Here is a 17,389-nt window from a genome sequence, read left to right as displayed (position 1 = left end):
ACACCGCCATGATCACCCTGCCGGGACCGGGCTTCCGTAGAATCCGGTGACGATGCGACGTTTCCGGTGGTGGTGGGGTGCTCTCGCGCTCACGTTCGTGGTGGTTCTCGTCGGGTTGATTGCCTTTACCGGGCCGGAGAGCCGCCCAGGGCAGCCCTCCCCGCGCCAAGGACCGCCGGGAACGGGGCCACTGACGGTCGTGTCCCTCGGCGACAGCACCGTTTCCGGCGAAGGCGCGGGCAACTACACGCCCACGACCAACGGGCAGGGCGGCAACTGGTGCCACCGCTCCCCCAACGCCTTCGTCGAGCAGGTCAAGATCCCCGACGTCACCGCGCGCGTGAACCTCGCGTGTTCGGGGGCGCCGTCCGAGCAGGTCGCCCTCGGCGAGGCCAAGCAGTGGACCGAGCCGTCGCAGGCTCAGCAGTTGGCGAACCTGATCAAGGACCACCGGGTCGCCGCGGTGGTGATCGCGATCGGCGCGAACGACGAGCCGAAGTTCTCCGCTCAGGTCAGCGAGTGCTTCAAGGCGTGGTTCTCCCCGCAGAACCCGCCGTGCAGCGAAGCTCTCCGCAAAACCTGGAAGTCCAAAGTGGACGCGATGGTGCCGAAGGTGACCAACGCCGTCGCCGACGTCAAGAAGGTGCTGGCGCAGGCCGGTTACGTCCCGGCGGACTACCAGCTCGTGCTGATGTCGTACGCCTCGCCTGTCGGGCCCCAGATCCCGGAAACGCTGCGCAGCCTGAACGGCTGCCCGTTCCGTACGGAGGATCTGGAGTGGATGCGCCGCGACGGCGTCTCCGTGCTGTCGGACGGGCTCAAGCAGGCGTCGAGGGCGACCACCGCGCGGTTCCTGGACCTTTCGCGGGCAGGCGCCGGCCGTGAGGCGTGCAGCAGTGACCCGGCGAACGAGTGGTTCAGCAGGCTGACGCTGCAGCTGAGCGACCTCGGCCAGGTGGACCGGGCGAGCCACGCGTTGCAGGAGTCTTTCCACCCCAACGCGAACGGCCACGCGCAGATCGCGAACTGCCTCAACGAGTTCCTCGCCGCCCGGGGCGGCAACGCCTCGTGCCTCTCCGGCGCCGACGGCAAGCTGCACGCCGCGCCCGAGGTCGTCGCCCGCTAGAGATCCAACGCGGCGCGCAACGCGATGTCGATGCGCTCCTGGACCTCTTGGTCGATCTCCGCGATCTTCTCGTCGAACCACGGCCGGTACAGGCGCGTGAGGTTCAGCGTGGAGACCCAGTACCGCGCGTCGACGGCGACACCGAGGATGTCCTGCGGATCACGGTCCAGCAGTTCGGTGCCGAGCAGCCACGGCCGCTCGGATTCGTTCACCCCGTCCGAGGACAGCAGTACGACGGTGCGCTGCCGTGCCGGTTCGGTCGGGGGGTGGTACGTCCAGACTTCACCCCTGTGCACGCAGATCCTTCTCCGCGGCTGTCAGCTCGGCCTCGTCCGATTCGGCGGACGGTGCGACCGGAGCTCGCTGCGGGGTGTATCCGGTGCGGACGGCTTCCCTGCGGGCAGCCTTGGACAACCACGACGAGACCGAAATCCCGTGTGCCTTGGCCGCCCGCTCGGCGAACTCGAGCGCACCACTGTCGAGTGAGAGTGTGACCTTACGTGTTGCCATACCTTTTATCGTACCAGCGCCGCGCAAGCCCACCCGTTTTCCGGTTTCACAAGGTGGGAGAACGACCTTCGAACGGCGTCGACAGCACCACCGTGGTCCGGGTCGAGACCTTGGCGGACTCGCGGATGCGGCGGAGCAGGTCCTCCAGGCCGAGCGGCGAAGCCACCCGGACCAGGAGGATGTACGACTCGTCCCCGGCGACCGAGTAGCAGGACTCGATCTCCTTGATGTGCTCGAGACGCTGCGGATAGTCGTCCGGAGCGGCCGGATCGTTCGGCGTCAGCGAGATCAGCGCCGTGAGCGGGAGGCCGATCTGCTCGCCGTCGAGCCGCGCGGTGTACCCGAGGATCACCCCGCGCTGCTCCAGGCGCCGCACCCGCTGGTGCACCGCCGACACCGAAAGTCCGACCCGCTCGGCCAGATCGGTGAAACTGCGCCGTCCGTCCGCGGCCAGCTCCTGCGCGATGGCCTGGTCCAGCGGCTCCAGGGAACCGGTCATGCGTCGAGCACGATCAGGTCGTGCGGACGCTGGTTGACCGACTCGACGCCGTCCTCGGTGACCACGACGATGTCTTCGATGCGGGCGCCCCAGCGGCCCGGCTGGTAAATGCCGGGCTCGACGCTGAAGGCCATGCCCGGCTCGAGCGGCAGCGCGTTGCCCTTGATGATGTAGGGCTCCTCGTGCACGTCGAGGCCGATGCCGTGGCCGGTCCGGTGGATGAAGAACTCGCCGTAACCCGCCTCGGCGATGATGTCGCGCGCGGCGGCGTCGATCGACTCGGCGGTGGCACCGGGGCGGACGGCCTCGACCGCGGCGCGCTGGGCCCGCTGCAGGACCGCGTACGTCTCGGCGACGTCGGCGTCGCGCGGCTCGCCGACCGCGTAGGTGCGGGTGGAGTCGGAGTTGTAGCCCTCGGCGATCGGGCCGCCGATGTCGACCACGACGACGTCACCGCGCTCGATGACCCGCTCGGAGACGTCGTGGTGCGGGCTGGCGCCGTTGGGGCCCGAGCCGACGATCACGAAATCGGCGTGGGTGTGGCCCTCTTCGACGATCGCGGCGGTGATGTCCGCGCCGACCTCGGCCTCGGTGCGGCCGGGGCGCAGCCATTCGTGCACGCGGGCGTGCACGCGGTCGATGGCCGCACCGGCGTCGCGCAGTGCCTGGATCTCGGCCGCGTCCTTGCGCATCCGCAGTTCGCGCACGATCGGCCCGGCCAGCGTCTGCTCGGCGTCGCCGAGCGCGCCGCGGAAGGCGAGGACGTGCAAGGCCGGGGTGAAGTCGCTGACCGCGACCCGGCCAGGCTTGCCCAGCCTGTCGGCGACCAGTTCGTAGGCGTTGTCGCCGTCGACCCAGGTGACGATCTCGATGCCGAGTTCGTCGGCCGGAACGTCGGCGTAGCCGGGCGCCTCCAGCTTCGGCAGCACCAGCGCCGGGACGCCGTCGGCCGGGATCACCAGCGTGGTCAGCCGTTCGAAGGAGCCCCCGGCCTGGCCGATGAGGTAGCGCAGGTCCGAGCCGGGTGCGATCAGCAGGGCGTCGGTGCCGGCGGCGACCGCGGCGGCACGGGCCCGATCGAGGCGGGCGCGGAGGCTGGCGGCGTCGGGGGCTGGGTTGTGAAGGGAACGGCGCGACATGATGGCGAGCCTAGTCGGTCCGTGCCCCTTCGTTCACCAGCCGGTCACCCCCGATCGGGGCGGGATCGTCGAGCCCGCGCCAGACCCGGAAGATCGCCGGGAAGGTGCCGGCGATCAGGTACAGACCTCCGAAAGCCGCGAGTGCCCCGACGAGCCCGACGCCGTCCAGCAGAAGCCCCGCCGCCATCGAGCCGAGCGGCATCGCGGCGAGCACGCCGCCCACGAGGAGGCTGAGCACGCGGCCGCGGACCGCTTCCGGGACCCGTTCGTAGACCGCCGGGAGCACGATCGGGTTGAGCGCGCCCGCCCCGATCCCGGCGGCCACGAGTCCGGTGAGCAGGACGGCGGGCGCCGGTTCCAGCGCGAGCAAGGCGAATCTGGGCGCGCCCTCGATGCCGATGGCGACGAGGATCGCCGTCCGCCGGGAAAACCGATGGCCCGCCCAGCCGTAGAGCGCCGAGCCGATGAGCGCGCCGACCGCGACGGCGGTGATCATCGCGCCGATGAGCGCGGTGCTGTGCAGGACCTGATCGCCGTACGCCGGATACAGGACGCCGAGCAGCCCGAAGTCGAGGCTGTTGGTGAGCATCAGCATGCCCACCATCGCGCGCAGCAGACTGTCACGCTTGATGTACCCGAGTCCTTCGCGCAGTTCCTTGAGGTATCCGCCCGACGACGGCCTCGGCGGACCGGCCGCCACGGGGATCAGCGTGAACACCAGCACGGAGGACAGCAGGAGCGCGCCTGCGTCGGCGTACAGCACCTGTATCGGGCCGATCAGCGCGATGAGCGCGCCGGCCGCGGGTCCGCCGACCATCCGGCCGGTCCTCATCGCCGCTTCGACCGCGCTCGCCGCCCGGCTCATGCGAACGTCGCCGAGTTCGGCGACTCCGGGAAGCAGCACCTGCTTCGCCGTGTCGGCGGGACCGCGGGACACGCCCATCACGAACGACAGCGCGATCAGCCCGGGCAGGCTGAGCCCGGTCGTGTTCATCGCGAGCGGGATCAGCAGGACCGTGACGGTGGTGAGCAGGTCCGCGCCGACGCTGGCCCGGCGCGTACCGACCCTGTCCACGATCGGCCCGCCCAGCAACGCGGCGACCATCAGGCCGAGCACTTCGGCCGCGGTGACGAGACCCGTTTTCGTTCCGCTGCCGGTGCTCTGCAGGACGAACCAGGGAATCGCGAGCAGTGTCATCATCACCCCGGCCGAGGAGATCCCCGAAGCCACGACCAGAGCCCCCAGTGGCATCCGGCTCATGGCGTCTCCGGCCGGGATTTCCTCGGGAAAGCCGCCCAATGCACGCGGACCTGGGTATCGCCCTCCTGCTCGGGACGGCGGTAGCGGTTGATCACCTCGATGATCTCGTCGCTCAACGCGGCGGCTTCGTCGGGCGTCAGGGACAGCGGTGAGTCGTGGAAGCTGACCTTGTCGATCCACTCGTCGGCCCAGTCCCGCACTTCGGCGACGAACTGCGCTTCGGCGGCATAGCGCCGCTCGACCATCGCGTGGGCGTAGGCGCTGAACGGGCCGGTGAGATCCGGGTCGTCGATGAAGTCCCTGGCCCGCATCTGGTCACCCTCGTGCACGGCCTTCCACCACCTGTCGCGACGACTGCCGCGTTCGGTGTCCTCCGTGATCAGGCCGCATTCGGCCAGCTGGCGCAGATGCCAGCTCGTGGTCCCGGAACTCTCCCCCGCCCGCTTCGCCAGTCCGGACGCCGTCGCCGGGCCGTCCTCCCGCAGCAGCTCCAAAATCCTGACCCGCAGTGGATGCGACAACGCCCGCAGAAGGCGTCCGTCGATCCGCGCGAGATATCTCCCGCTCTTCCCCATACCTTCCACCCTACGACCGCAGAGAGTCCTTTGCAAAGAGTTCTCTGCGATTGATTTCCGGCGATGAGCCGATTCCGGAGTTTGACCTCTACTTAAGTTCAGGTTTTACGGTTTGCGACATGACAACGAACTCGCCCTATCAGCTCGCCGTCGTGATCAGCAGCGTCCGCGAGGGCCGCTTCGGACCCGTCGTCGCGAACTGGTTCCTCGATCGCGCGAAACAGCGCGAAGACGTCACTCTGTCCGTCATCGACCTGGCCGAAGCCCCCGACAGCCTCTCCCCCGGTGTCGCCGCCGCGGACGCCGTCGTCGTGATCGTCCCCGAGTACAACCACAGCTACCCCGGCCCGCTCAAGACCGCGCTCGACGCCACCGGCCCCGAGTGGCACGGAAAGCCGGTCGCTTTCGTTTCCTACGGCGGGATCTCCGGCGGCCTGCGCGCGGTCGAGCACCTGCGCCCGGTCTTCGCCGAACTCCACGCCGCCACGATCCGCGAGACCGTGAGCTTCCCCTACGCCTGGAACCACTTCGGGCCCGACGGCGAGCACGACGACACCGAAGGCGCCACTCTCGCGGCCACCACCCTGCTGAACCAGCTGAGCTGGTGGGCCAACGCGCTGCGCGACGCACGCCGGGTGCGGCCCTACGCCGCTTGACCGGTCTCCGTGGGAGGACCCGGCTGGGGGTCGGGTCCTTCACGGACATCCGGGCCCGGACATGGCAGGCTGTCCGCGTGACCGGACCACTCGCTCTCCTCGATTCCGCGAGCCTCTACTTCCGCTCGTTCTACGCACTGCCCCAGTCGATGACCGCCCCGGACGGGACACCGGTCAACGCCGTGCGCGGGTTCACCGACACCGTCGCGCGAATCCTCGTCGACCGGCGGCCCGCCCGGCTCGTGGCGTGCCTGGACGCGGACTGGCGGCCGAAGTTCCGCACCGATCTGCTGCCCAGCTACAAGGCGCATCGCGTGGCCGAAGAGGTCCCTGAGGGCGGCGACGTCGAAGAAGTGCCGGACACGCTGACACCGCAGGTGCCGATCATCCTCGAACTGCTGGAGGCCTTCGGGCTCGCGACGGCCGAAGCGGCCGGTTACGAGGCCGACGACGTCATCGGCGCGCTCGCGATCCGCGAGCAGAAGTCGCCCGTCGAGGTCATCACCGGTGACCGCGACCTGTTCCAGCTGGTCCGCCACGAGCCGACGTCCACAGTGGTCATCTACGTCGGCAAGGGCTGGAACAAGGCCGAGATCCTCGGCCCGGACGAGCTCGCCGAGAAGTACGGCATCCCGGCAGGGAACGCCGGCCCCGGGTACGCCGACATGGCCGCGCTGCGCGGGGACCCGTCGGACGGGCTGCCCGGCGTCGCCGGGATCGGCGAGAAGACAGCGGCGAAGCTGATCACCCAGTTCGGTTCGCTGCAGGAGCTGATCGACGCGTCCAACGCCGGCGATTCGCGTGTGCCGCTCAAGACACGGCTGCGGCTGAGCGACGCCGCCGACTACCTCGCGGTCGCGCCGACCGTCGTCCGGGTCGCGGCCGACGCGCCTGTCGAGCAGTCCCGCGCGGACACCGTCCCGTCCGAGCCCGCCGACCCGGACAAGGTCGCGGAACTGGCGGAACGCTGGAATCTCGGCCGTTCGGTGGAGCGTCTGCTGGCCGCGCTCCCCAAGCCGTGAGCAACACCGAAGCCGACCCGGCCGAGTTGCTGTGCCGGGACCACCCCGGCGACGGCGTCACCGTGCTGACCCCGCGTGACGTCCCGCTCGGCGGGCCGCGCGCGATCCGGGTCCGCCGGACCCTTCCGCAGCGGCAGCGGTCCCTGATCGGCGCGTGGTGTTTCGCCGACCACTACGGGCCGCAGGACGTGTCGGAGTCCGGCGGGATGGACGTCGCGCCGCATCCGCACACCGGGTTGCAGACCGCGAGCTGGCTGTTCAGCGGCGAGATCGAGCATCGCGACAGCATCGGCACCCACGCCGTGGTCCGGCCGGGGGAACTCAACCTGATGACCGCCGGACACGGCATCGCGCACTCCGAAGTATCCACAGTGTCCAAATCGGACACTGCGACGCTGCACGGCGTCCAGCTCTGGATCGCGCTGCCGGACGAACACCGCGACACCGCACGGGACTTCCGGCACTACGCGCCACCCTTGCGCCACCTGTCCGGTGCCACCGCACGGGTCTTTCTCGGCACACTCGCCGGCTCCACCTCACCGGTCCCGGCGTTCACTCCCCTGCTGGGCGCTGAACTCACCGTCGAGCCCGGGGCCACCGTGACCCTCGACGTCGACCCCGCCTTCGAACACGGTGTCCTGCAGGACATCGGCTCCGTCACCGTCGCCGGAACCGCGCTCGGCACCGGAGAGCTCGCCTATCTCGCGCCCGGCCCCGGACGGCTGGCGCTGGCGAACACCGGCGGCGAACCGGCCCGGGTGCTCCTGCTCGGCGGGACCCCATTCACCGAGGAACTCGTCATGTGGTGGAACTTCGTGGGCCGCAGCCACGAAGAGATCGCCGAGTACCGCGAAGCGTGGCAGGCACAGGCGGACCGGTTCGGCTCCGTGGAGGGTTATCAGGGCACCACGGCGTGGTTGCCCGCACCCACGCTCCCGCAGGTGCGGATCAAACCGCGGCGCAATCCGGCTTAGAAGAACGTCCCGCACCACGGGGCACGCGCGGTGTGGAACAGCGTGTCGGCACGGCCGACCGCGGCCTCGTCCAGAACCTCGACACGGCCTGACAACGCCAGGTCGGCGAAGAGGCCGTGGCCGAGATACAGCGACGACAGGGTGGCGACGTCCAGCCGCAGATCCGCCTCTGCGGTCGTGCGTTCCGCACCGCCGGGGCCGACGAGGTAGCGGCCGTTGTTGTCCGGAAGCTGCCTGTCGAGCACTTCGAGCACCACGGATTCGGCGGCGCCGTAGGTGCGCGCCCGCAGTGCCGCGAGCACGTCGACGAGCCGCACCCACAGGTCGTCGATGACTTCGGTCGTGTTCACCGCACGCGGGTCGGTGAGCAGTTCGGCGACGGGCTCGTCCATCGGGCGCCCCCGTCCAGCGACGGCGGAGACCAGGTCGACCGACAGCAGGAACCGCCACAATCCCGCCCAGGCCCGCGGTGTCGCGGCATCGAGTTCCCGGATGTCCAGGATCGCTCCGCGTTCCGGCGCCTGCCGATCGCGCGCGTCGATGGTCTGGTAGACGACGTAACCGTCGTCGCCGTCCGGTCCACTGTGGATGGCGACGCGATAGCCGTCGTTCCCGGTGACCAGCCTGTCGAAGAAGCCCGGCCACCAGTGGGCCGGGCGGGCGACGAATCCCGGCCGCGTTCCCGCGAAGCGGTTGTACAGCGCGGGAACGCGCTCGACGGCCTCGGCCGGGGTCACGAACCTGACCTCCCCGTCCCGCCCCACGCCGTCACGAAGCCGGGCACGCGGGCGTTCGACGGAGACGCCCTTGCAGAAGGTGGCCGCGCCGTAACCGAAGCGGCCGTAGATCACGCCTTCCGAAGCGTGGAGCGCGGCCAGCGGGACGCCGCGCGCGGCGAAGTCCTCCAGCTGGACGGCCATCATCGCGGTGAGGATCCCGCGGCGGGTCCAGTCGGCGCGGACGGCGATACCGTCGACGGCCGCGGTGGCGAGCTTCTGTCCACCGGGGACGGTGAGCTCGGTGTCGAAGGAACTCGCGATCCCCACCGGGGCGCCGTGGTCGTCGAACGCGGCGAACTTCCCGGCGGCGGGCCAGCTCGGCGCCATCTTGGCCCAGGCCTCGTCCGAAACCGGTTTGGCGTGCAGGGCCTGTTCGAGGACTTCGAGGCAGGCCCGTTGCTCGCCTTCGGCCACGACGCGGACATGGAATTCGCTCATGCCAGGAGATCCTGCCGTCCGTCACCGGCGAACCCCAACCGGTTTTCAGCCGGGCGCGCCGACTTCGTACCGGCCGTCTTCGCCGGTGACGGTGATCGTGACGGTCTTGCCCGCCCCGCCGACCTGGACGGTGCAGCTGAACGTGCTGCCGTCCTTGACCGTCTGGTTCGCCGGGCAGAGCACGTCGCCGACTTCGCCCACCTGATAGGTCTCGGTGAGGATCTTCCGCACATCCGCCTGCATGGTCCTCGGGTCGAACACCCTGCCCGGAGCGCTGGAGGACGAACCGCCGGTGGCCGGCGCGCTCGACGAGGCACTCGTCGTGGGCGGGACCGTGACGGTCTTCGTCGCCGGTGCGGGTGCCGGGCTGTCCGAACACGCCGCCAGCACCGCGAAAGCGGCACAGCACAGACCGACCGTCGCGACGGCTCGCCTGCTCAAGCTTCTCCACCCCCACCGAATGTGATCATCCAACGTCAGAAGAAGGTACCGCACCAGGGGTTCACACGCGTGCCGAACAGCAGGTCCGCTCGCTCCAAGGCCGCCTCGCCGGTGGCACGGACGCGTCCGGCGGCCGCGAGCTCCGACGCGCGCCAGCCCCCGAGGTACAGCATCGACAGGGTGTCGACGTGCATTTCGAGATCCGCCGGGTCGGTGGTGCGGGCGGCACCGTCCCCGGACAGGCGGTAGCGGCCGGAGTTGTGGTCCAGGAAGGGATCGGTGACTTCGATGACGACCGGTTCGCCCCGGTAAGTGCGGGCGTCGAGCATCGTGGCGACGTCGACCAGCCGGAGCCAGCCCTCGTCCTGGATCTTCTGCACGCTCACGTGCCGCGGATCCGCGAACAGCAACTCGACCGGTTCGTCGAGCGGCCGCTTTTCGGCGGTGATGCGGTCGACCAGGTCCACGGACAGCAGATACCGCCACAACCCGGCGAACGCCTCCGGGTTCGCGTGGTGGAAGTCCTGGATCTTCAACTGCGACGGATCACCGAATTTGGCTCTCTCGACGGTGTAGGTGGCGTAGCCGTCGATGCCGTCCGGGCCGCGATGCACGGCTGTCGTGACCGGCGTGGTCGCCCGGCGCACGTCCCGCTCGTAACCCGGCCACAGATGCGGGCTCCGCGCGATCATGCCGGGCCGGGTGCGCGGAAGGGCGTCGAAGAGCGACGGCCACTGCTCGATGGTGCTTTCCGGGTCCAGCAAGGAGATCTGTCCGCCCGCCGGGACCTCGGGGCGGAACCGGGCGCGGTGCCTGTCGACGTCGATCGTCTTGCCCCGTGCGGCGATGCCGTAACCGAACCTGCCGTAGATGGCGCCCTCGGACGCGTGCAGCATCGCCGCCGGGACGCCGCGAGCGGCGAAATCCTCGAACTGGGCGCGCATCAACGCGGTCAGGACACCACGCCGGATGCGGTCGGCGCGGACACCGACGAGGCTGACCGCGGCGAGCGGCGTGCTGCCGCCGCCGGGCAGCGTCACCTCCGAATCGAAGGACCGCACGGTGCCGATCAGGTCCGGGTCGAACGCACCGAACCCACGGTCCGGCTGCATCGACTCGCCGATGGCCGACCATTCCTCGTCGGTCATCGCCTTCACGTGCAAGGCGTGCCTGAACAGATCGATCGCGGCCCGTTCCTCGTCGGACCGCAACAGCCGCACTGAAAAGTCGCTCATGGGACGATCATGCAGGATCGACCGTCCCCGGCGCCCGCCGTTTACTTGGTGACGGCGGGTGGCGAGACCTCGTAGTTGCCGGTGTCACCCTTCACGGTGATCGGCACCTCCTGCGGCTTGCCCTCGATCGTGGCGGTGCAGGTGAACTTCACCCCGTCCTTGACCTCCTGGCCCGCAGGGCAGGTGACCGCGCTGATCTCCTTGATCCCGTAGGTCTCGGTGAGCAGCTTCTGCACGTCGGTCTGCATCTGGGTGTTGTTGAAGACCTGGGTGTTGAACCAGCCCGGCGTGACGAACCCGAGGACGCCGACCGCGGCGATGATCACCACGAGCGCGCCGATCCCGATGAACAGGCCCTTCTTCGACTTCGGCTTGTCCTGTGCCTCGCCCTGCGTGCCCGGGAACTGGCTCTGGCCGTACTCGTACTGGCCAGGCTGCTGCTGTTGCGGCTGCCCGTACTGCGGCTGCTGCTGCGGGCCGCTCTGCGGGTAGCCAGGCTGCTGCTGGGGGCCGCTCTGCGGATAACCCGGCTGCTGGCCCCACTGAGGCTGCTGTTGCTGCGTCTGGGAGGGGTCGTAGCCGGGCTGCTGCTGTTGCGGGTACCCCGGTTGCTGCTGGGACGGGTCGTAGGGTGCGGGCTGCTGGCCCCACTGGGGCTGCTGCTGCGTCTGCGACGGGTCGTACTGCGGCTGCTGACCCCACTGCGGCTGCTGCTGCGGACCGCTCGGCGGTTGAGCGCCGCCCGGCTGTTGCCCGTAGCCCGGCTGCTGGCCCCACTGGGGCTGCTGCTGCGGGTCGTTGCCGCCATACGGCGTGCTCATCGTTTCGCCTCCGCCTGTTCCGCCATCGTCACCGGCCGACCTGCATGGCCGTCGTGGGCGATCCAACCACAGGTCGGCGCCCCTGCCCACTGTTCCCGGGTGGTGTCGGGGCAACTGGCCGCGACCGTGCTCACACCGGTGGCGGCATCCGGTCCGCCGGTCAGCCCAATGCCTCGTGAATGGCGAGGCTGGTTCCAGCGGACTCGTAGTTGCCTGCCCACCGGGATCCGGTGTCTTCGTGCTGAGTGGAAGGTGTGACGATGGAGGAATCGGGACACTGAACGTCCCGATTCCTCCATCGTCGATCCCGGAACTCTCCCGAAACGCCACCTTCGCCGAGGTCAGGCGCAGGTAGGTAAATACCGGATCGCACTAACCGTCCTTGCCACCTGCTCGGCTGTCGGCCGCAGGGCTGGGTGGCACGACCTCGCGACGGTGAAGGATTTGGGACGTTGAGTGTCCCGATTCCTTCACCGTCGATCGGACCTCCGCTGGAATCGTGCAGGTCAGCGGCCGGTCAGGCGCCGCCGGCCGCCACGACTCCGCGCCTCAAAGCCTTCACCGCGTCCGAAGCGGCCGCCCCGACCGGATCGGCCCGCCCGAGGACGTCGCGGATCTGGTCCAGCAGGTCGATGACCTGCCGCGACCAGCGCACGAAGTCGCCTGCGGAGATTTCCTGCCCGTTCGCCTCGGCGGCGGTGAGGACCTTCTCCAGCGATTCGCCGCGCGCCCAGCGGTAGATCGGCCAGGCGAACCCGGCGTCGGGCTCGCGGGTGCGGTCCAGCTTGTGCTCTCGCTCGTCCTCGGTGAGCTCCATCCACAGGCGGGTGGTCGCCTGCCAGGCGTCGAGCACCTTGCCCGCGGGCAGTCGAGGCTCCCCCGCCGTGTCCCGGCGCGCCTCGAAGACCAGCGTCGAGACGACCGCCGCGAGTTCGGCGGGCGCCAGGCCTTTCCAGACGTCGTGCCGGATGCACTCGGCGGCGAGCAGGTCGGACTCGCTGTAGAGGCGGGTGAGCCGCTTGCCGTGTTCGGTGACGCGATCCTCGCCATCGCCCTTGGACTCGGGACCGAGGTAACCGCGCTCGCCGAGCAGGCGCAGGATGCGGTCGAAGGCGCGCGCGAGCGAATGCGTCGTCGCGGCGACCTTGCGTTCCAGCTGCTCGGTCTCCGCCGAGAGACGCTGGTACCGCTCGACCCAGCGCAGGTTCGCCTCGCGCTCGGCCAGGCCGTGGCACGGATGCGCGCGCAGCGCACGTCGCAGCGCGGCGAGCTCACCGTCCTCATTGGCCCCGGCGCGGCGCTTTTGCCTGCCGGGCAAGGAGATTCCCGCGTTACGGAGGCTCGCGGCGATGTCACGGCGGGTCTTGGGCGAACGCAGCTCGATGTGCTTCGGCAGCTTGATGTTCCCCAGCGCTTCCACCGGCGCCGGGAAGTCGGCGACCGAGAGCGGCCCGGACCACCGGTCCTCGGTGACCACGACGGGCCGCGGTTCGCGGATCGGGTCGAGCCCCGGGTCGACGACGACCGCGAGCCCCGCGCGCCTGCCCGCGGGCACGGCGATGACGTCACCCTTGCGGAGCTTCTCCAGCGACTCGGCCGTGCCTGCCCGGCGAGCGGAGGTGTTCTGCCGCGAGAGCGCCTTCTCCCTGGCGGAGATCTTCGCGCGCAGCTCGACGTACTCCAGCATCTCGTCGAATTCGCCGGTGATGGCGGTGGTGTAGCCCCGCAGGGCCTCCTTGTTCCGCTCGATCCGCCGCGCCGTCCCGACCACCGCCCGGTCGGCCTGGAACTGCGCGAACGACTGTTCCAGCAGGTCACGGGCCGCCTCGGCGCCAACCTGGGCGACCAGGTTCACCGCCATGTTGTAGCCGGGCCGGAAGGACGACCGCAGCGGGTACGTCCGGGTCGAGGCGAGACCGCCGACCTGCTTCGGGTCGATCCCCGGCTGCCAGGCGACGACGGCGTGGCCTTCGACGTCGATCCCGCGGCGCCCGGCGCGGCCGGTGAGCTGCGTGTACTCCCCCGGCGTCAGGTCGACGTGCGCCTCGCCGTTGTACTTGACCAGCCGTTCCAGGACGACGGTGCGCGCGGGCATGTTGATGCCGAGCGCGAGCGTCTCGGTGGCGAAGACGACCTTCACCAGACCCTGGACGAACAGTTCCTCGACGGTCTCCTTGAACGCCGGGAGCAGCCCCGCGTGGTGCCCGGCGATGCCGCGTTCGAGCGCCTCGCGCCATTCCCAGTAGCCGAGGACACCGAGGTCGCCTTCGGGCAGGTCCTTGGTGCGCTCCGCGACGATGCGACGGACCTTCTCGACCTCTTCGGGGCCGTTGAGCCGCAGACCGGATCGGACGCACTGGCCGACGGCGGCGTCGCAGCCCGCGCGCGAGAAGATGAACACGATGGCCGGGAGCAGACCGGCGCTGTCCAGGCGCTCGACCGTGTCGGTGCGGGACGGCGGCCGGAACCGCGGCATCCGTGACGGCGCGCCGCGCCGGCCCCTCGGCCCGCGCATCCCCGCCGGGGCGAAACCACGGCCGACCTCTTCGGTGCGGCGCAGCAGGCTCGGGTTGATCCGCAGTTCGGCGCCGGGCGCGTGTTCCTCCTGGCCGGCGAACAGGTCCATCAGCCGGTTGCCGACCAGCATGTGCTGCCACAGCGGCACGGGGCGGTGCTCGTCGACGACGACGGTGGTGTCGCCGCGGACCTCGACGAGCCACTCGCCGAATTCCTCGGCGTTGCTCACCGTGGCCGACAGGCCGACGACCCGGACGTGCTCGGGCAGGTGGAGGATGACCTCTTCCCAGACGGCGCCGCGGAACCTGTCGGCGAGGTAGTGGACCTCGTCCATCACCACGTACGCGAGCTCCCCGATGGTCGAGGACCCGGCGTAGAGCATGTTGCGCAGGACCTCGGTGGTCATGACCACGACCTGGGCGTTGCCGTTGATCGAGGTGTCGCCGGTCAGCAGGCCGACGGCGTCGGCGCCGTAGCGGCCGACGAGGTCGGCGTACTTCTGGTTCGACAACGCCTTGATAGGTGTCGTGTAGAAGCATTTGCGGCCCTCGGCGAGGGCGAGGTGCACCGCGAACTCGCCGACCACGGTCTTCCCGGCGCCGGTGGGCGCGCAGACGAGCACGCCGTGCCCGTCCTCGAGCGCCTCGCAACCGCGGACCTGGAAGTCGTCGAATTCGAACGACGACTCGGCCGCGAAGCGGGTCAGCTGGGGATACTGCGCACGGCGCTTGGAGGCGGCGTATGCCTCGGCCGGGGTCTGTGAAGGGCTATTGACCACTTCGTCAGCGTTCCATACCCCACCGACAGTTCGCACCCGGTGTGACGATCTCGGGAACGGCCGACACGGCTCTGTCATCCAAGAGGCTGATCCGTGATCGAGAGGGGACACCGTGGAGATCGCTTGCCCGCAGTGCGCGCAGGTCGACCAGGTGCAAAGCGTGCCGGCCGTGTTCCAGGGCGGGCAGACCACCTACCGGGTGCAAGGGGGCATGACGGCCGTCCCCGCCGGTGACGGCGTGGTCTACACCGCGACGACACACCGCGGCGTGTCGGTGACCGCGACCGCGGCGGCGCTGAATCCGTACCCGGTGGTCCGCGGCGGCGGGTGTTTCCTGGCGCTCGCGCTGGTCCTGCTGATCCCGGCCTTCGTGTTCGTCTCGTTCGCCACGGACATGCTCGCCGAGGACCCCGCGCCGACCGAAACCGGCCGCGTCGGGCAGGCCATCGGGGCCTGGATCTTCCCATTCGGAGCCTTCGCACTGGTCGCGCTGTTCGCCGTCCTGTTCGTGCTCCGGCTCCGGCGCAACGCGCGGATCCGGCGGGGCATCCCCGACGCGCTGGCGTACTGGCGGCAGGCGTGGTTCTGCCACCGGTGCGGCGGGGTGTTCTTCCCGCGCGGCGACCTCATGTCGGCCGCGACGTTCCGGGGGCAGGTGTGGCGCGCGGGCGACTACGCCGGGCTCAACCGACGACGGTGAGCGCGCCGGGGACGCAGGTGATGTCGATCGGCAGGCCGCCCAGCGGCTCGCCGTCGGCGTAGACGGGCAGGTCACTGCCCGCGACATGCAGCCGGGCAGCCTTGAGGGTCCGGACCGCCGGATGCTCGATGTGCCGGCCGGAGCGGACGCCGGGCAGCATGCGGAGAAGGTCGCGCCGGGTCGCGGCGCCCACGACGGTGACGTCGAACCGGCCGTCTTCCGGATCGGCTCCGGGGCAGATCCGCATCCCGCCGCCGTAGAACGGGGTGTTGCCGACGGCGATCATGGTGGCGTCGAGTTCGAGTGTCTCGACGTCGGTGCGGAGCACGACGGGCCGGGGCCGGAACGCGGCGAGTTCGGCCAGGATCGCGACGTCGTAGCGGCGCGGGCCGCGAGGCCAGGTCAGCCGATTGGCGCGTTCGGTCACGAGGGCGTCGAAGCCGGAGCACAGCACGGTGGCGAACCATTCGCCTCCGGCCCGCCCGAGGTCGATCCTCCGGCGATCGCCTTTCGCGAGTCGCCTGGCGACGAGATCGACGGCCGCGTGCGGGTTCTCCGGGATGCCGAGCGCCCTGGCGAAGTCGTTGCCGGTACCCGCGGGGACCACACCGAGGGCCACGCCGGATTCGGCGCAGAACTGGACGCCTTGGTGCGCCGCGCCGTCACCGCCGAGGACGACGAGGGCGTCCAGCCCGGCCGTGCGCGAGTCGGTCATCAGCGCGCGGGATTCCTCGACCGTTTCGGCGACGAGGACGTCGAGCCGGTCCACGACGGGCCGCAGCCGCGCCGCGACCGACTCCATCAGCCGTCCCGCGGCCCCGTTCCCGGAAGCGGGGTGGACGGCCAGTGCTGCGTGCATCCCGGGGATCAGGTGACGTCGTCGGTGTTGGTCCGCTTGCCACCCGTGGTGGCCGGGGGCTCGTCGTCGATCGTGCTCGGCGTGTAGTCGAACGGCGCGGCCTCGTCGTCTTCGAGCTTGTCCCAGCCCTCGGTGCCGCGTTCCTTGTCGAGCTTGCGGTCGTGGAAGCGCGCGATCTGGATGGACATCTCCAGCAGCAAGATCAGCGCCACGGCCAGGCCGAGCATCGAGAACGGGTCCGAACCGGGTGTCGCGAACGCGGCGAAGACGAACAGGGCCATGATCAGGCCGCGGCGCCACTTCTTCAGCATCTGGTACTTCACGACGCCGACGCGGTTCAGCATCACCACGAGCAGGGGCAGTTCGAAACTGACGCCGAAGATCAGCAGCAGCGACAGGATGAACGAGACGTACTTGTCCGCGGTGAGCGCGGTGATGAACTGATCGCCACCGAAGTCCATCAGCAGTGCGAGAGCGTGCGGGACGAGGAGGTACGCCAGCACGGCGCCGGCGGCGAAGAGCGCCGACGCGAACGCGACGAAGGTGAGCGCGTACTTGCGCTCCTTCGAGTACAGACCGGGCGCGATGAACGCCCAGATCTGATAGAGCCACAACGGCGAAAGCAAGACCGCGCCACCGGCGAGACCGACCTTCAACTGCGTCATGAACGCTTCGAAGGGCACCGTCTGCAGGAGCTTGCAGCCACCCGTGGGGCCGTCGAACCGGCGATCCGCGGGAACGGCGCAGTAGGGATCGGTCAGCAGCTTGCCCAGCGACGGGATCGGGCCGATCGTCGTCTGGAACCAGATGAAGCCGATGATTCCGCCCGCGACGAGGGCGAGCAGCGCGAAGCCGAGACGGCGCCGGAACTCGTAGATGTGCTCGACGAGTGTCATCGTGCCGTCGGGGTTGCTCCGACGACTGCGCTTGCTCCGCTTCGACCCGCGGTGCTCGTCACCTGAGGCGGAATCCGCCACTGAACAGTCCGTTCTCGTCAGGGTCCACCATGAGCGCGCCGTGATTCGGCGCGCTCATCCGCGAACAGGCTCAGCTGGGCTG

General features: G+C 69.9%; 18 protein-coding genes. 5 read left to right on the top strand and 13 right to left on the bottom strand.

What is annotated here, in order from left to right; genetic code table 11:
* Positions 1 to 52 precede the first annotated feature (52 nt).
* Positions 53 to 1,126 carry a GDSL-type esterase/lipase family protein gene (locus ACZ6YV_RS28105; protein WP_465512450.1) on the top strand — a complete coding sequence of 358 codons (1,074 nt, stop codon included), beginning with the start codon at positions 53 to 55 and terminating at the stop codon, positions 1,124 to 1,126.
* Here ACZ6YV_RS28105 and ACZ6YV_RS28100 read toward each other — a convergent pair.
* The 6 genes from ACZ6YV_RS28100 to ACZ6YV_RS28075 are packed head-to-tail and all read right to left on the bottom strand — an operon-like array spanning position 1,123 to position 5,110.
* Positions 1,123 to 1,422 carry a hypothetical protein gene (locus tag ACZ6YV_RS28100; protein ID WP_005150941.1) on the bottom strand — a complete coding sequence of 100 codons (300 nt, stop codon included), beginning with the start codon at positions 1,420 to 1,422 and terminating at the stop codon, positions 1,123 to 1,125. The two genes, ACZ6YV_RS28105 and ACZ6YV_RS28100, sit on opposite strands and share 4 nt — an antisense overlap.
* Positions 1,409 to 1,636 (bottom strand): hypothetical protein, encoded by a 228-nt coding sequence (locus tag ACZ6YV_RS28095; protein ID WP_076166772.1) that lies wholly within the window; start codon positions 1,634 to 1,636, stop codon positions 1,409 to 1,411. The genes ACZ6YV_RS28100 and ACZ6YV_RS28095 overlap by 14 nt, the downstream gene beginning before the upstream one ends.
* Before the next feature lie 46 nt (positions 1,637 to 1,682).
* Positions 1,683 to 2,135 carry an Lrp/AsnC family transcriptional regulator gene (locus tag ACZ6YV_RS28090; RefSeq protein ID WP_378240260.1) on the bottom strand — a complete coding sequence of 151 codons (453 nt, stop codon included), beginning with the start codon at positions 2,133 to 2,135 and terminating at the stop codon, positions 1,683 to 1,685.
* Positions 2,132 to 3,274 (bottom strand): M24 family metallopeptidase, encoded by a 1,143-nt coding sequence (locus ACZ6YV_RS28085; protein WP_465512449.1) that lies wholly within the window; start codon positions 3,272 to 3,274, stop codon positions 2,132 to 2,134. The genes ACZ6YV_RS28090 and ACZ6YV_RS28085 overlap by 4 nt, the downstream gene beginning before the upstream one ends.
* Before the next feature lie 10 nt (positions 3,275 to 3,284).
* Entirely contained in the window at positions 3,285 to 4,535 is a 1,251-nt protein-coding gene (locus tag ACZ6YV_RS28080) for an MFS transporter (RefSeq protein WP_465512448.1), read from the bottom strand.
* On the bottom strand, positions 4,532 to 5,110 hold the full coding sequence (locus tag ACZ6YV_RS28075) for an ArsR/SmtB family transcription factor (protein ID WP_465512447.1): 579 nt from the start codon (positions 5,108 to 5,110) through the stop codon (positions 4,532 to 4,534). The genes ACZ6YV_RS28080 and ACZ6YV_RS28075 overlap by 4 nt, the downstream gene beginning before the upstream one ends.
* Positions 5,111 to 5,229: 119 nt before the next feature.
* On the opposite strand from ACZ6YV_RS28075, the gene ACZ6YV_RS28070 reads away from it, so the two are divergent.
* The 3 genes from ACZ6YV_RS28070 to ACZ6YV_RS28060 all read left to right on the top strand — a co-directional run bounded on the left by ACZ6YV_RS28070 (position 5,230) and on the right by ACZ6YV_RS28060 (position 7,762).
* Entirely contained in the window at positions 5,230 to 5,766 is a 537-nt protein-coding gene (locus ACZ6YV_RS28070; RefSeq protein WP_465512446.1) for an NADPH-dependent FMN reductase, read from the top strand.
* A gap of 77 nt (positions 5,767 to 5,843) precedes the next feature.
* Complete coding sequence (locus ACZ6YV_RS28065; protein ID WP_465512445.1) at positions 5,844 to 6,788, top strand: 5'-3' exonuclease; 945 nt, start codon at positions 5,844 to 5,846, stop codon at positions 6,786 to 6,788.
* A complete protein-coding gene (locus ACZ6YV_RS28060) occupies positions 6,785 to 7,762 on the top strand; it encodes a pirin family protein (RefSeq protein ID WP_465512444.1) in 978 nt (325 codons plus the stop codon). The genes ACZ6YV_RS28065 and ACZ6YV_RS28060 overlap by 4 nt, the downstream gene beginning before the upstream one ends.
* On the opposite strand, the gene ACZ6YV_RS28055 is transcribed toward ACZ6YV_RS28060, so the two are convergent.
* The 5 genes from ACZ6YV_RS28055 to ACZ6YV_RS28035 form a co-directional block, all read right to left on the bottom strand.
* Positions 7,759 to 8,979 carry a GNAT family N-acetyltransferase gene (locus tag ACZ6YV_RS28055; RefSeq protein ID WP_465512443.1) on the bottom strand — a complete coding sequence of 407 codons (1,221 nt, stop codon included), beginning with the start codon at positions 8,977 to 8,979 and terminating at the stop codon, positions 7,759 to 7,761. The two genes, ACZ6YV_RS28060 and ACZ6YV_RS28055, sit on opposite strands and share 4 nt — an antisense overlap.
* Before the next feature lie 45 nt (positions 8,980 to 9,024).
* Positions 9,025 to 9,420 (bottom strand): DUF4333 domain-containing protein, encoded by a 396-nt coding sequence (locus ACZ6YV_RS28050; RefSeq protein WP_465512442.1) that lies wholly within the window; start codon positions 9,418 to 9,420, stop codon positions 9,025 to 9,027.
* A gap of 35 nt (positions 9,421 to 9,455) precedes the next feature.
* On the bottom strand, positions 9,456 to 10,655 hold the full coding sequence (locus tag ACZ6YV_RS28045) for a GNAT family N-acetyltransferase (RefSeq protein ID WP_465512441.1): 1,200 nt from the start codon (positions 10,653 to 10,655) through the stop codon (positions 9,456 to 9,458).
* A gap of 41 nt (positions 10,656 to 10,696) precedes the next feature.
* Positions 10,697 to 11,476, bottom strand: coding sequence for a DUF4333 domain-containing protein (locus ACZ6YV_RS28040; RefSeq protein WP_465512440.1), 780 nt, complete (start codon positions 11,474 to 11,476; stop codon positions 10,697 to 10,699).
* A 517-nt stretch (positions 11,477 to 11,993) separates the two neighbouring features.
* The gene (locus tag ACZ6YV_RS28035) at positions 11,994 to 14,771 is read right to left on the bottom strand and encodes a DEAD/DEAH box helicase (protein ID WP_465512439.1); all 2,778 of its coding nucleotides are present in this window, start codon (positions 14,769 to 14,771) and stop codon (positions 11,994 to 11,996) included.
* A 112-nt stretch (positions 14,772 to 14,883) separates the two neighbouring features.
* On the opposite strand from ACZ6YV_RS28035, the gene ACZ6YV_RS28030 reads away from it, so the two are divergent.
* Entirely contained in the window at positions 14,884 to 15,471 is a 588-nt protein-coding gene (locus tag ACZ6YV_RS28030; protein ID WP_465512438.1) for a hypothetical protein, read from the top strand.
* Here the strand turns inward: ACZ6YV_RS28030 and ACZ6YV_RS28025 are convergent.
* On the bottom strand, positions 15,455 to 16,330 hold the full coding sequence (locus ACZ6YV_RS28025) for a diacylglycerol/lipid kinase family protein (protein WP_465512437.1): 876 nt from the start codon (positions 16,328 to 16,330) through the stop codon (positions 15,455 to 15,457). The two genes, ACZ6YV_RS28030 and ACZ6YV_RS28025, sit on opposite strands and share 17 nt — an antisense overlap.
* An 8-nt stretch (positions 16,331 to 16,338) precedes the next feature.
* Positions 16,339 to 17,307 (bottom strand): twin-arginine translocase subunit TatC, encoded by a 969-nt coding sequence (gene tatC / locus ACZ6YV_RS28020; RefSeq protein WP_378240246.1) that lies wholly within the window; start codon positions 17,305 to 17,307, stop codon positions 16,339 to 16,341.
* Between the last annotated feature and the right edge of the window lie 82 nt (positions 17,308 to 17,389).

The organism is Amycolatopsis sp. NPDC102522 (assembly GCF_055584485.1).
The sequence above is the reverse complement of the archived record's forward strand: the minus strand, read 5'-3'. Positions and strand labels throughout refer to the sequence as shown.